The organism is Pseudoalteromonas sp. S554, assembly GCF_005930865.1.
GTDB lineage: Bacteria > Pseudomonadota > Gammaproteobacteria > Enterobacterales > Alteromonadaceae > Pseudoalteromonas > Pseudoalteromonas marina.
This window is the reverse complement of record NZ_PNDV01000063.1, coordinates 25,465-40,122: the sequence shown is the minus strand read 5'-3', so window position 1 is coordinate 40,122 and position 14,658 is coordinate 25,465. Positions and strand designations below refer to the sequence as shown.

The 14,658-nt window shown below is 40.1% G+C and carries 14 protein-coding genes; 1 reads left to right on the top strand and 13 read right to left on the bottom strand.

Going from position 1 to position 14,658, the window contains the following annotated elements; translation table 11 throughout:
* Nucleotides 1–45: 45 nt before the first annotated feature.
* The 11 genes from CWB65_RS13650 to rppH all read right to left on the bottom strand — a co-directional run bounded on the left by CWB65_RS13650 (nt 46) and on the right by rppH (nt 10,088).
* Nucleotides 46–738 (bottom strand): FlgO family outer membrane protein, encoded by a 693-nt coding sequence (locus CWB65_RS13650; protein WP_008132697.1) that lies wholly within the window; start codon nt 736–738, stop codon nt 46–48.
* Nucleotides 739–745: 7 nt separating this feature from the next.
* Nucleotides 746–1,438, bottom strand: coding sequence for a FlgO family outer membrane protein (locus CWB65_RS13645; protein ID WP_006792683.1), 693 nt, complete (start codon nt 1,436–1,438; stop codon nt 746–748).
* Nucleotides 1,439–1,451: 13 nt separating this feature from the next.
* Nucleotides 1,452–2,045, bottom strand: coding sequence for a FlgO family outer membrane protein (locus tag CWB65_RS13640; protein ID WP_010555877.1), 594 nt, complete (start codon nt 2,043–2,045; stop codon nt 1,452–1,454).
* 48 nt (nt 2,046–2,093) lie between these two features.
* Nucleotides 2,094–2,693: an SPOR domain-containing protein gene (locus tag CWB65_RS13635; protein ID WP_008132699.1), complete on the bottom strand. Its 600-nt coding sequence runs from the start codon at nt 2,691–2,693 to the stop codon at nt 2,094–2,096.
* Between the two features lie 77 nt (nt 2,694–2,770).
* On the bottom strand, nt 2,771–3,460 hold the full coding sequence (locus CWB65_RS13630) for an SPOR domain-containing protein (RefSeq protein WP_008132700.1): 690 nt from the start codon (nt 3,458–3,460) through the stop codon (nt 2,771–2,773).
* A 338-nt stretch (nt 3,461–3,798) separates the two neighbouring features.
* Nucleotides 3,799–4,677, bottom strand: a complete 879-nt coding sequence (galU, locus tag CWB65_RS13625; RefSeq protein WP_006792679.1) for a UTP--glucose-1-phosphate uridylyltransferase GalU — start codon at nt 4,675–4,677, stop codon at nt 3,799–3,801.
* Between the two features lie 21 nt (nt 4,678–4,698).
* A complete protein-coding gene (locus CWB65_RS13620; RefSeq protein ID WP_138740779.1) occupies nt 4,699–5,550 on the bottom strand; it encodes a thymidylate synthase in 852 nt (283 codons plus the stop codon).
* A 7-nt stretch (nt 5,551–5,557) separates the two neighbouring features.
* Nucleotides 5,558–6,361, bottom strand: a complete 804-nt coding sequence (gene lgt, locus CWB65_RS13615; protein ID WP_008132732.1) for a prolipoprotein diacylglyceryl transferase — start codon at nt 6,359–6,361, stop codon at nt 5,558–5,560.
* 12 nt (nt 6,362–6,373) lie between these two features.
* Nucleotides 6,374–7,183, bottom strand: a complete 810-nt coding sequence (locus tag CWB65_RS13610; RefSeq protein ID WP_006792676.1) for a sulfite exporter TauE/SafE family protein — start codon at nt 7,181–7,183, stop codon at nt 6,374–6,376.
* A gap of 91 nt (nt 7,184–7,274) precedes the next feature.
* Complete coding sequence (gene ptsP / locus CWB65_RS13605) at nt 7,275–9,539, bottom strand: phosphoenolpyruvate--protein phosphotransferase (RefSeq protein WP_058428516.1); 2,265 nt, start codon at nt 9,537–9,539, stop codon at nt 7,275–7,277.
* 30 nt (nt 9,540–9,569) lie between these two features.
* Nucleotides 9,570–10,088 carry an RNA pyrophosphohydrolase gene (gene rppH / locus CWB65_RS13600; RefSeq protein WP_006792674.1) on the bottom strand — a complete coding sequence of 173 codons (519 nt, stop codon included), beginning with the start codon at nt 10,086–10,088 and terminating at the stop codon, nt 9,570–9,572.
* Nucleotides 10,089–10,617: 529 nt separating this feature from the next.
* Between rppH and mutH the strand changes: the two genes are divergently transcribed.
* Nucleotides 10,618–11,289, top strand: coding sequence for a DNA mismatch repair endonuclease MutH (mutH, locus tag CWB65_RS13595; protein WP_138740778.1), 672 nt, complete (start codon nt 10,618–10,620; stop codon nt 11,287–11,289).
* 203 nt (nt 11,290–11,492) lie between these two features.
* On the opposite strand, the gene eno is transcribed toward mutH, so the two are convergent.
* Both eno and pyrG read right to left on the bottom strand, forming a co-directional pair.
* Nucleotides 11,493–12,791: a phosphopyruvate hydratase gene (gene eno / locus CWB65_RS13590; protein WP_006794158.1), complete on the bottom strand. Its 1,299-nt coding sequence runs from the start codon at nt 12,789–12,791 to the stop codon at nt 11,493–11,495.
* Nucleotides 12,792–12,906: 115 nt separating this feature from the next.
* Nucleotides 12,907–14,541 (bottom strand): CTP synthase, encoded by a 1,635-nt coding sequence (gene pyrG / locus CWB65_RS13585; RefSeq protein ID WP_006794157.1) that lies wholly within the window; start codon nt 14,539–14,541, stop codon nt 12,907–12,909.
* Nucleotides 14,542–14,658: the final 117 nt, after the last annotated feature.

The window sequence follows — 14,658 nt, the reverse complement described above, 5'->3', positions numbered from 1 at the left end:
GCATCTGGTTTTTTATATCAAGTTTTAAATCAAGTGGAATTTGAGTTAATTACTTGATAAATATATATCTTCTTTGCTTAGTACGTATTGCGGTATAAACTCTCGGCTGCTGGCCACTATTTGCTTGGTGTTGACATTTATAATGCGTGTATTAATAACAATACCGTTTTGCCTGTAGATTAAAGTGCCCGCGAGTATATGACTTGCCATGTGATCTTCACTCAGCTTTTTGATATTTCGTGAAAACACAAAATCACCGCGTCTGTTTACGTCTATTGTACTGGTGGTTTTAAAATCAACCACACTGTAACCAAACTTTTGTAATTGATGGATTAGTGTTTCAGATATTTGGTTACCTAACTGGTTACTTTTATTGAGTGACGAGTCAAAGTTTACCAATGTACTAACAGCAATATTAACCTGTGTATCGGCTTCTGTGTCGTACTCTAGCGTGTCAACTAAGTCTAAAGCCATTTGTTCTACGTAGTTAACGAGGGTTTTATGATGCTTTACTGGCTTAAAGGGTTTTGACGCATCGTAATCATTGTTTGGTTGCACAGTTTGGTTGTGTGTTTGAGTATCGTAACTGCCATTTAATACATAGCTGGTACTTGCTTGCGTTGTTGTGTGCGAATTTGAATCATGCTCATGGTGATGCATTAGCGAGCAACCAGATAGAGCAACGACTAACCCAGCTAGTGATAATGTCCGTAAATTGGTGTTTAGTGTAAAGCGCATACTCACCTCACTCACTCGCTTGTTTTAGCATAATACCATCGGTACGGTAATTACCATTTAACGCATCAATAACTGATTGCGGTAAAAACCCTTGCGCCGAACCAACGACCGCTTTACTTGTTAAGCCAACAATTCGTGCATTGACTAAAACTCCGCCTTGGTGACTTACTAGCGTGCCTGCCAGTACGTATTGAAAGTTTTGCTCTGGGTCTAATTCAAGATAGTCTCGGCTAAAAACAAAGTCGCCGGTTTGTGTTACACGCACATAATCGGTGGTTTTAAAATCAATGACCGGTACACCAAAATTGTGGAGCTCATGCATAAAGCTTTCAGCAATTTGATTTCCTAATAAGCTACCATTACTGTAATCGTCGTCTAAAAATACAAAACTTGATACCGCTAGTGGTGTTTTATCATTTACGTATTGTAAGTTTTCGACCATGTCTTGCATTATTCCGCGCACATAGTGGTTTATGTTTTTATGCATTGGCGGCGTCGATTTTGTGTAGTTAGTTTGCTGAGCTAACCCCGACTGAAACATGTTATCGTGATTAACTGGAGCACTCACTTTGCGTTGGCTTGTTGCCAGTTGCGCTCCTTGGTTACTTTGCTCAACAGCTGGGTCGGCACTAGGGGTGTTCATAATTTGTGAACAACCAAAACCTAGTGGCAAACATAGCGTGATTAATAAGTTTCTCATTGTGTACTCCTCGTTAATATTCACTGCGATAGAGTGAGCCATCGCGCTGCTGAATTTTTTCATTTCCCCACATTACATTGATTGGGATCTCGGTACTGCCAGCAGATAAAACTTGCTTATTGCTAATGTTTACCATGCGCGCATTTACAATGTATGCATGCTGTTGACGTGTCACGGTGCCGGTGATTATAAGGTCAATATTTTGGCGCTCTCGTAACTGTTCTAAATTACGGGTCAGCGCGCTGTCGGCATTATGAGATAAGTGTAGGTTATTTGCTAAGCGATATTCGACCGTGTGATAACCCATTTGCGTCATTTTGGTTAATATACTTTCTTGTATTTGTTGGCTTAAGCCCGACGCTTGCTGCGTCATTAGCTTAGTGTCGAGCGCATCTGCAAAGTAAAAACTACTCACACCTATGCGAGTATTATTGCTTAATGGACCTTTTAAATGACTTAATTGCACAGTTAAGTTGTGTACATAGTCACTTACTGTATAAGGTGCCATCGCTGCTTTTGGGGCATATGTGCTTATACTTGGCTCGGGTTCAGGAATTAAACTGCACGCGGCCAAGTTAATTAATAATAAGGGTAGTAAAAGGCGCATAGTTGCCATCCTCTTGTGATCATACAAGAGACTAAGCAATTATTATGCCTAGAGGGTTGGTTGTGGTTTTTCCTGCGTATAATAGGTAACAAAACAATTAATTTTTTGCTGTTTTAATGCTTCGCAAGCGGTTGTTGCTTGTTTATTTGTTTTATATGCGCCTAACTTTAAACGATAAAACGTATTGGTTTTTATTACTTTAGTTTCAACATTAACAGCTAAATTAGTATCAAAAAACGTCGGTACTTTACGTTTTAAATTAGCCAGTGCCGTGTTTAATTTAGTTTTACTGTTAAATGCTGCTACTTGAATAGCGAAAAATGCCTGGTCGCTTTTTAAAATACTTTCTTTTGGAGTGGTTGTTTGAGCGTTGTTTGTTCCAGCCGTATTGGTTTCGTCAATGGCTTTTAAACGAGTAGTCAGCTTTGATAGCTGCCCTTCTAGCTCAAGCAGATCGTTAACTTTAGGCTCAACTGTTTTCCACTCATTTGCAGACTGTTTGAGCGCTTTTAAATCCTCGCTTGAAATAAGGACAGTGTTTGGTGTTGTTGAACTCGGTGGCGCTTTTTTATATGAAGTACACCCTGTTATAACGAGCAAAACCCCAATACAAAATAAAGTGTTTATAAATTCCTTTTTAATAACCATACTTTTTACCTACCACCCTTTTGATTATGGTCAGGTATTTTATGGATAAAAAAATTTTTAGCAAGTTTCTATTTTAACTACAGCTTTACAGGCTTATCTGTGTAGTTACTCACTATGCAGTCAAGCTTATACACTTTAAATACTTCGCAGTCTGCTTTGGCATTTTTTAGATTTTGGTACGAACCTAACTTAAGCCTGTAAAACGTTTTTTTGTTAATTTTTGCGGTTTCAACATTGGTCAGTATTTTTTTTCTGAATAAGGGGGCAGCTTTGGTGTTTAGCTCTTTCCACGCTTTTGCGATGTCTTTTTCTGAGTCAACCGATGCCACTTGCAGAGCAAAAATATGTCTAGGTGTATTAAGTTTAACTGTCTGCTTTTTATTTCTGTATTGATTAACGCTTTGGCTACGCGAACGAGCAGCTTGCTGATTGTGAATTGTGCGCGTGCTGTACGAGCTATTTGTAGGCTGATTAGATTGGGCTATTGCCTTACTGTTAATAATATCTATGTGATTAACAAGGTAGGTAATTTCTTTTTCTAGCTTTAAAATACGCTCTATACCCGCTCTGGCTTGCTGCCATTGCAATGCTGCATCTTTTAACTGAGCCAGCTCTAATGCAGTAATAGGTACATACTCAGGCGAATTAGTTTGTGTTTCTGGTGCTTGCACTAATTTAGCTTCAGGCGTAATAGAGCATGCTGTACCAAATAGCAGTATCAGCAGGCTTAAAAGTAATCCTGTTATTTTTTTGTTATTAGTTAACATTTAATCGCTGTCCTGAAAGCAGTGTAATCACACTTACATTTCAGTTAAACATCCTCTTTACAAAGCGTTTAACCTTACTTTAATTTTCGAGCCACACCCTAGCCCTTTACATAAATAAGCGTATTTAATTCAATAAGCTTATGTATTTTTGACTCCTCCATGAGAACACTTTTCAATACAATTTTAATGCCACTTAAACTAAACATTACAACATAAATTACATTATGTCTGTAAAGTAATCAAAACTATTCTAATTTTTACATTAAAAAAACAAGTTATGCAAAAACCAATAAAAAAAGCGCCTAATTAGGCGCTTTTTGCTGATTAAATGTAAACGGTTATACAAGTGTTTTAATAAACGTTTTTAACTCATCGGCAAATTCGTCACGACGAAGTGCAAACTCAATGGTTGCTTTTAAATAACCAATTTTACTACCACAATCGTGGCTTCGGCCTTTCATTGCGTAAGCATCCACTTTTTCGCTTTGCATAAGCATGGCAATAGCATCGGTCAGCTGAATTTCATCGCCAGCACCTTGCGGCGTTTTTGCAAGTAGCGGCCAAATATTTTCACTTAACACGTAACGCCCAACTACTGCTAGGTTTGAAGGTGCCTCGTCAACCGGTGGTTTTTCTACCATGCTAACAATTGGTGAGCTTTCACCCTGTGCTATTTCGGTGCCACCTAAGTCCACCACACCAAACTTATCTACTTCCTGCATTGGTACAGGCTCTACCATAATTTGGCTGTGTTTAGTTTGTTCAAAGTGGGCGATCATCTCTGCAAGGTTGTCTTTTTTAAGATCGCTTTCAACGTCGTCTATAATCACATCGGGTAAAATAACGACAAACGGTTCGTTACCAATAATTGGCGCGGCGCAATTAATAGCGTGGCCTAGCCCTTTTGCTTCGCCTTGGCGAACGTGAATTATTGTTACGTCTTTAGGACATATAGCTTGCACTTCGGCAAGCAATTGCCGCTTAACACGCTTTTCAAGCGTTGCTTCTAACTCAAAGCTGGTATCAAAATGGTTTTCGATAGAGTTTTTACTTGAGTGCGTGACAAGTACTATCTCTTTTATGCCTGCGGCAACCGCTTCGTTTACTACGTATTGTATTAAAGGTCGGTCTACGACAGGAAGCATTTCTTTAGGGATTGCTTTTGTGGCTGGTAGCATGCGCGTACCAAGTCCCGCTACTGGGATAACTGCTTTCATGTTGTTTTCCTTAATCGGTTATTATACTGAAAATGGATATTGAATTGCGTCATGGCATTGATAGCCTGTTACTTCAAAATCATCTCGGGTAACCCACGTTTCTATGTCTTCAAGTGACTTTATATTTGGATTAATTGTAAGTGTAGGCGATTCAAATGGTTCGCGCTTGAGCTGAACGTCGCGCATTAATTTGAGCTGATTTTCGTAAATATGAGCGTTAGCTATTTTATGGTACGCCTTGCCCGGCTTATGGCCAGTAATTTGAGCGACTAGTGCAAGCAATACAAAACATTGAATTTGATTGAAATTTAGCCCCAACGGCACATCGCAGCTGCGCTGATAAGATGTTAAGTAAAGCGTGTCACCTAGTAGTGAAAACGTATGCGTGTGCATGCAAGGTCTTAAACAACCTTGTTCAAATTCACCTGGGTTATAAAACGTGATTATTTCACCACGATCATCAATGCCATTTTTTAAATTGTTAATTACTTTAGCTAACTGATCGAGTGTTGAGCCATCAGGGCGTTGCCAGCCGCGACCTTGGACGCCGTAAACCCGCCCCATATCGTCTTCACCTTTACGATTTGGGTTATTAAGCCAAGCTTGGTTATCGTTGGCATTGGCATCCCATGTTTTACAGCCAATTTCACGAAATTGTTCTGCGCTATCGTAGCCACGTAAATAGCCAAGTAACTCTGCAATGGCCGCTTTATAGTAACTTTTACGCGTTGTGATCATCGGGAACTGATTGTTTGCTACATCATATTCTAAATCGGCGTTTATAACGGTTAAGCAACGTGTGCCTGTGCGTTTGTTTTCTACCCATTGACCTTCGTCAACGATACGCTGACATAATTTTAAATATTGTTTCATGCTTTTATTATGCCTTTGCTGCTGTTACTTGCTGCGGGTTTTTATAAGCCCAAATTAATAAACCTAAACCACCTATAATCATAGGCAGTGACAGTATTTGTCCCATAGAAATAAAGTCGGCAAATAAGCCTAGTTGTGCGTCTGGTTGGCGGAAGTATTCAATACCAAACCTAAACACACCGTAACCTAATAAAAATACACCGCCAACACTGCCCGCAGGGCGTGGTTTTTTAATAAACCATAGCATAATTAAAAATAAAACGAGCCCTTCAAAAAAGGCTTCGTATAACTGCGAAGGGTGGCGAGCAAGCGGCCCGCCGGTTGGAAATACCATAGCCCAAGGTACGTCTGATACACGCCCCCATAACTCACCATTTATAAAGTTACCTATACGCCCTGCTAATAACCCCACTGGCACTAGTGGCGCTACAAAGTCGCCAACTTGTAGCAGTGATTTTTTGCGTGTCCACGAAAAAATAGCAACGGCTGTAATTACGCCCAGCGTACCACCATGAAACGACATACCGCCCTGATCGATGCGAAACAAGTAAAGTGGGTTTTCTAAAAAATAACTAAATTGGTAAAACAATACATAGCCAATACGACCACCAAGTATGACCCCTAACATGCCATAAAATAATAGATCACTTACCTGCTCTTTGGTCCAGCCAGAATTAGGCTTTGCTGCTTGACGATTTGCAAACCACATCGCAAATGCAAAACCAATTAAATACATCAATCCGTACCAACGTACGCTCAGTGGTCCAATCGAAAAAATAATTGGATCGATTTGAGGAAACTCAAGTGCCATAAAAATAAACCTTTAGCTAAAAACCATTTTAATTGCGATAACAACAAGCAGTACCGCGAAAACTTTCTTTATTGTATTAACAGGTAAATAATGAGTTGCTTTAGCCCCGTAAGGCGCCACAAACCACGACGTAATAACAATACCAAATAACGCAGGTAAATATACAAACCCTGCAAAACCATGTGCTAAGTCGGTCACCTTCCAACCCGCGCTAATGTAGCCAATAGAGCCAAATAAGGCAATTACAATGCCCGAAACGGCAGCGCAGCCAATGGCTTTTCTTATATCAATAGAAAAGTAATTGAGCATAGGCACAATTAACGCTCCACCACCAATACCAATCAAGCCCGATAAACCACCCATAATAGCGGAAATACACCCTAAAATAGGACCCGGTGGGAGCGGCTTAGTTGATGAGGGTTTATTACGTGATGATAGCGCCATTCTAGCTGCAATAAATACAACACTTACTGCAAATACACTACGAAGTAACTGCTCCGGTATTAAGCTTGCGGCAAAGCCACTAATTAAAGCCCCTACTGCTACACCAGCCATAACCCAAGGTGCAACATGCCAAGGCACATTATCATTTTTATGATGAGCCAATGCTGAAGACGTAGAAGTAAATAAAATAGAGGCCAAAGAGGTCGCAATCGAAATAACTACAACATGTTCTGCAGATGTAACATTAAATAAAATCAGCAATGTGCTCAGTGCAGGCACAATTATTAATCCGCCGCCAATACCTAATAATCCTGCTAAAAAACCAACAATACAGCCTAGTAGTGCGCAACATGCGACCAACAAACCTAAGTCATACATAGTTATCTCAAATGCCTTTTGAAGGCTTATATGTTAAAGGATTATAAAACGAATAGCATCTGCGTATTAAAATTAATTAAGTCAGTACTTTTTACTTTGGGGTATAAAATAGGTCACCTAAATTATGTTCTAACATAAAATTGCGCGTTAAACGCAGGACCTGTTTAGCTGTTGATTGTGCTAAACACTCGCTCAACAACTGCTCCATGTCGGCAACGCTCAAACGCCTAAGCACCCATTTTACCTTATTTAAAGACGATAAGTTCATACTCAATCGTCTGTAGCCCATTGCTATTAGCAATATGGCCCCTTCTGGGTCACCACCAAGTTCACCACATAAACTAAAGGGTAATTCGTAATTTTCACACTCACTGGCTATTTTACTTAAAACTCTGAGCACCCCGGGATGATAAGGATTAAAAAGCTCAGCAACACGCGCGTTGGCTCTATCTACTGCCAATAAATATTGTGTTAAATCGTTACTGCCTACTGAACAAAAATCTACTTTTTTAGACCATTCAGGCAACATAAACACACTGGAAGGCACCTCAAGCATAATACCAATATCGGGGCGATCTATTTGCTGCTCAGGAAAATGTTCGTTGAGTTCAAAATAAGCTTGTTCAAATAACCCTAATGCTTCATCTACTTCTTCAGTGCCGCTGATCATCGGCAGCATTATTTTTAAATTGCCTAAACCTATATTAGCCTTAAGCATTGCTTTGAGCTGATCCAAAAATAACTCGGGGTGATCAAGACTAATACGTATACCGCGCCAACCTAAAAATGGGTTTTCTTCGGTTATATTAAAATAGTCGAGCACTTTATCGCCGCCAATATCGAGAGTACGCATTACAACGGGATTTGGGTAATAACTAGTGAGCACTTCTCGATACCAATTTTCTTGCTCTAACTGAGAAGGAAACTGGCCTTTTTGCATAAACCACGCTTCAGTGCGGTATAAACCTACGCCGTCGCACACATGAGCGTTGTTTTGATCTGTTTTTAACTCTAGTCCGGCATTTAATAATAAACTGACGTGTTCGCCATCTAAAGTAATAGACTCATACTCTTGCTCTGCTAAAAAGCGATTATTTAACAGGTTATCTTGATGTTGTAAGTCTGCGTACTCATCTAATAACATCTGCGAGGGTGAGATATACAAGCGCCCTGCAAATGCATCTAAAATCATTGGTTTACCATCAAATTGAAGTAATGGTAAGTCTTCTATCCCCCAAATAGCAGGGATCCCCATTGCGCGAGTCAAAATAGAAGCATGACTATTGGCAGAGCCATTAACACTAACAACCCCTGCTAAATGCCCCTTTGGTACTTCAGCAAGCATGGCGGGGGTTAATGTATTAGCAATCAAAATAGTATTTGGGGGGTAATCTTTTATTGCGTGTTCAGTATTAACTAAGTGATGCAATACGCGTAAGCCTATGTCTTTAACATCAACAGCACGCTCTTTTATGTATGGGTCTTGCATCGCATTAAATTGCGAAATTAAACGCTCAATCACAATTTTAAGCGCGCTTTTTGCACACCATCCCTCGAGTAACTGAACCTCTACATTGTGACCTAAACTTTTAGCATCCAATAACTGTTGGTAAACATCAAATACGGCTAACGCCTCTTGAGGAATAGAGTCACTTAACGTCATCGAAAGCGTGTTAAATTCTTTACGTGTGGCGGCCACCGCTTGAGTAAATAGCCGCCGCTGCTCAGTTACATCACTATTTTTTTGAAGCTCAATTGATTTAAAGTCAAGCTTTGGTAAAAGAACAAAAGCAGTACCTATACCTATACCCGGTGCACTGGATACACCTTTTAAAACGGATGTTTGATGAGATGACTCGTCTTGGCGAAGTACTTCTTTAATTTCGGCATGTGCCAATTGTGAAGCAAGCTGAGCAGAAAGCGTTATTAAAAATGATTCTTCATCTTGGCTGAAAACACGGGCCATTTTTTGTTGAACAACAATAACGCCTAACACTTTTTTTTGATGTACCACAGGCACCGACAAAAAAGCATTATAGCCTTCTTCGTTTACCTCAGGAGAGAGCTTAAAGCGCGGGTGTGATTTAGCAAAGGCAATATTTATGGGCTCTTCGCGTTGAGCAACTAATCCTACTAAGCCTTCTGTAAAGCCAATTCTAAACTTACCAACCGCATCAGGATTTAACCCTTCGGTAGCCATAAGCACAAAGTTGTCTTGGCTATAATCAGCAAAATAAATAGAGCAGCACTGGGTTTTCATGGCGTCTTTAACCATTTGCACAAAGCACACTAATGCAGTGTCTAAATTCGCTTGTTGCGATACAGACTCAGCAATAGACCTCAATGTTGCCAGCATGTCCTGCTCCTTTATTTTACTATAATGTTATTACCTTTTACTTCGCCAGTGGTCTTTATGTTGTTCTCTTTTATTAAAAGGCATAGCGAAAGGAGCAAACTCCTTCATTACACGTCGGTAAACGTCCCGTTTAAACGACACAACCTGCCTTACAGGATACCAATAGCTCACCCAACGCCAGTCATCAAATTCTGGGTGATGAGTTTTAAGTAAGTTTACATCTTCGTCTTTACAACGAAGTTTCAGTAAAAACCATTTTTGTTTTTGCCCAATACACACCGGACTTGAGTCGCGACGAATTAATCGTTTGGGTAATTTATAGCGTAACCAATGTTTTGAACTTGCGACAATTTCTACATCTTCTGGTCGCAGTCCGACCTCTTCGTGTAATTCACGGTACATAGTTTGTTCTGGTGTTTCACCATCATCAACACCGCCTTGGGGAAATTGCCAAGAGTGCTGACCGTAGCGCCTGGCCCAAAATACTTGTCCCTGATTATTGCAAATTACAATTCCGACATTGGCACGAAAACCTTCGGCATCAATCACCTTAGTGCCTCATTTGTAAGTCGATTTTTAATGATTGTTCCACATTAGCCGCAATACGGCAAACACTATTATAAGCGAGCCACTGGGTAAGTGTAATTTACACTCAGCTCAGAGATGAAAATACTGAGATACGAGTAAAAAGATTTAAAAAAATGTATGAAAGCTATTGCAGTTATTATTTTGCTCTAGTTACTCACAGTTTGTGCATAACTTTTAAAAAACACGTTCATTTTGCAAACAAATCCACAATACAAGATCGAAAATGCCATGTTCTCCACAGATTCTGTGGATAAACATGTTTATATAGTTGTATTTATCCCTGTAACTTTTATTACGACTGATACAAGTAATACTCGCTAACAAAAAAAAACCAAGCTAGTCAGCAACTTAACAAATAAGGTGCAACTTTCACAATGTATAAAATTAACACACCCAACCACCGAACAAAAAACACACAACCCTAAAGATATCCACGGCTTAGCTGATTTGCTATCATGAGCATGGTATTTATTCAACTCAAATTAGTGCTATGCGTCCAACTAAACCACATTCAATTAATGACCTTATCCAACGAGTTAACAGTATTGCAGGCCTTACGCTTGGGCAACTTGCCGAGCAATATAACTTTAAAACCCCTGATGATTTATTAAGAGAAAAAGGCTGGACGGGTCAATTAATTGAGTACGTTTTAGGTGCAACCGCGGGTTCTAAACCCCTTCCAGACTTTGAGGATTTAGGTATTGAACTCAAAACGCTGCCTATTTCCTATAAGGGCAAACCTCTTGAAACCACCTTTGTATCGGTAACGCCACTAATAAACGTAACAGGCATGACATGGCACACTAGTGCGGTTCGTAAAAAGCTTAACCACGTTTTATGGCTTCCGGTTTTAAGCGAGCGTGATATAGCACCGTTTAATAGAACCATTGGCAGTGGCTTTTTATGGCAGCCAACGCCTGAGCAGGACGCTTTATTACAGCGCGACTGGGAAGAGCAAATGGAGCTTATTGCGCTTGGTAGGGTTGATGAAATATCAGGCCATTTAGGCGATGCAATGCAAATTCGTCCAAAAGCCGCTAATAGCAAAATTGTGACAGATGCCATTGGCCCAAACGGGCAAATAATAAAAACCCTGCCCCGTGGCTTTTACTTAAAAACCAGTTTTACAGGTGAAATTTTAAAACAGCAATTTCTGCTTTGATTAACCCTCGTCGACAACAAGGCTTAAATTTTCTATAAAACTTTTTATGAAGTTTTAACACCATTACCGCCAAATTAGTACCTCAAATTAATTGAGAATTCTTGTTAATTAGTGTTGTAATTACTCAAAAAGCTTAAACAAAAAATCCCCGCATTGGCGAGGATTTTATAGCTTAAAATTTAAAATCAGTTTCTAAAAAAGAATTACTGACCTTTAACTTCTTTTAAACCGTTGTACGGTGCTTTAGCGCCTAATTGCTCTTCAATACGAAGTAATTGGTTGTACTTAGCTACGCGGTCAGAACGACTTAATGAACCTGTTTTGATTTGACCTGCCGCAGTACCTACTGCTAAATCAGCAATTGTTGCATCTTCTGTTTCACCAGAACGGTGAGAGATAACAACAGTAAAGCCAGCGTCTTTCGCCATTTTAATAGCTGCTAACGTTTCAGTTAGTGAGCCGATTTGATTAAACTTAATTAAGATTGAGTTAGCAATACCGTTGTCGATACCACGTTTTAAAATCTTAGTGTTAGTTACGAATAAATCATCACCTACTAACTGGATTTTATCGCCCATTAATTTAGTTTGGTGAGCAAATCCATCCCAATCAGACTCATCTAAGCCATCTTCAATAGAAACGATTGGGTATTGCTGAGTAAGCTCTTGCAAAAAGAAGTTAAATTCTTCAGACGTGAATTTTTTGCCTTCACCTTTAAGATCGTAGATGTTTGCTTCTTTGTCGTAAAACTCAGAGGCAGCACAATCCATTGCAAGCGTAATATCTTTACCTAACTCGTAACCTGCGTTTGCTACCGCAACTTTAATTGCTGCAAGTGCTGCTTCGTTAGACTCAAGGTTTGGCGCAAAGCCACCTTCATCACCTACAGCTGTTGAGTGACCATCTGCTTTAAGTACTTTTGCTAGGCTGTGGAAAACTTCTGCGCCCATACGTAAGCCTTCACGGAAGTTTGAAGCGCCAACAGGTTGGATCATAAATTCTTGAATATCTACAGAGTTATCTGCGTGTTCACCACCATTGATGATGTTCATCATTGGAAGTGGCATTGAATAAACACCCGGTGTGCCGTTTAAATCAGCAATGTGCTCGTATAGCTCTACTTTTTTAGATTGAGCTGCGGCTTTAGCTGTTGCTAGTGATACTGCTAAGATTGCATTTGCACCTAATTTTTCTTTGTTTTCAGTGCCGTCTAAATCTAGCATTACTTTATCAACTGCACTTTGGTTAAGTGCGTCTTGGCCAGCTAGCGCATCAGCAATTTCTTTATTGATGTAACCAACCGCGTTTAATACGCCTTTACCTAAGTAACGCGCTTTGTCACCATCACGTAACTCTAATGCTTCGCGAGTACCAGTAGATGCGCCAGAAGGTGCTGCCGCACGACCCCATGAGCCATCAGCTAAATGTACATCAGCTTCAACAGTTGGGTTACCACGCGAGTCCATGATTTCGCGACCAATTACTTTTACGATATTTGACATCTTGTTTCCTCTATATTCCCAAAATGGTGAGTTTTGTTTACTTTACTATGTTTTGCATAGTTTAGTCAGTCTTAAAACAAAAAAGCCGTGCAATATATGCACGGCTTTTTATAAATTACGACGACGCTTTTTGGTGGATATGCGCTGCTGCTACAAATCCTTCAAATAGCGGGTGACCATCACGTGGTGTTGACGTGAATTCCGGGTGGAACTGCGCGGCAATAAACCAAGGGTGATCTTTGTTTTCAATAATTTCTACTAGTTTTTTATCTTCAGATAAACCAGAGAATGTTAAACCTGCTTTTTCAAGTTGGTCTACAAAGTTGTTATTAACTTCATAACGGTGACGATGACGTTCTACAATTTCGTCGCTACCGTAAACTTCGTGTACCTTAGAGCCTGGTGCTAAGTGACATTTTTGAGCGCCTAAGCGCATTGTGCCACCAAGATCTGATTTCTCGTCACGAACTTCCACTTTACCTTCGGCGTCTAACCACTCAGTGATTAAACCTACAACAGGCGCTGCTGATTTAGCATTAAATTCTGTAGAGTTTGCATCGGTTAAGCCTGCAACATTACGTGCATACTCAATAAGCGCCACTTGCATACCTAAACAAATACCTAAGTAAGGCACTTTATTTTCACGTGCGTATTTGGCCGCTAAAATTTTACCTTCAACACCACGACCACCAAAACCGCCTGGAACTAAAATAGCATCAAGGTGAGAAAGCAGCTCTACACCTTTGCTTTCTAGATCTTGTGAATCAACATATTCAATGTTGATAGTTAAACGGTTTTTAAGGCCCGCATGTTTTAAAGCTTCGTTAACCGACTTGTATGCATCGGGTAGTTCAATGTATTTACCAACCATGCCAATGGTTACTTCACCCGTAGGGTTAGACTCTTGGTACAATACTTGTTCCCACTCAACTAAATCAGCTTCAGGTGCGTCTAAGTGAAAACGACGACATACAAAGTTATCTAGTTCTTGTGATTTTAACAGTGCTGGAATTTTATAAATACTGTCTACATCAGGTAGTGAAATTACCGCTTTTTCTTCTACATTGGTAAACAATGCAATTTTTGCACGCTCATTGTTAGGTAACTTACGGTCTGAACGACAAATTAGAATATCTGGCTGAATACCAACAGAGCGAAGTTCTTTAACTGAGTGCTGTGTTGGTTTTGTTTTCACTTCGCCTGCAGGGCCTAAGAAAGGCACTAACGTTAAGTGAATAAAGAGTGCGCGTTCGCGACCTATCTCTGTGCCCATTTGACGAATTGCTTCGATAAACGGTTGTGATTCTATATCACCTACTGTGCCACCAATTTCAACAATTGCTATATCATGGCCTTCAGCGCCTTCGTAAACACGCTGTTTAATATCGTTAGTGATATGAGGGATAACCTGAATAGTTGCGCCTAAGTATTCACCACGACGCTCGCGACGTAATACGTCTTCATATACGCGGCCTTGTGTGAAGTTATTTCGGCTAGTCATTTTGGTGCGAATAAAACGTTCGTAGTGACCTAAATCAAGATCAGTCTCTGCGCCGTCTTCTGTAACGTATACTTCACCGTGTTGAATTGGGCTCATTGTGCCTGGGTCAACGTTGATGTAAGGATCCAGCTTTAAAATAGTAACATTTAAGCCACGGGCTTCTAAAATAGCCGCCAACGATGCTGCTGCAATACCTTTACCCAACGAAGAAACAACCCCGCCAGTAACGAAGATAAATTTTGTACTCATGCGAACCCTAGAATATCAGGAATTAAAAGGAATATAACACCCAAAAAAATGGCTATGGGCATATCATCAAGACGGGGCGAAATTGTACCAAAACACGCTTTAGCAATCCAGCTAAAA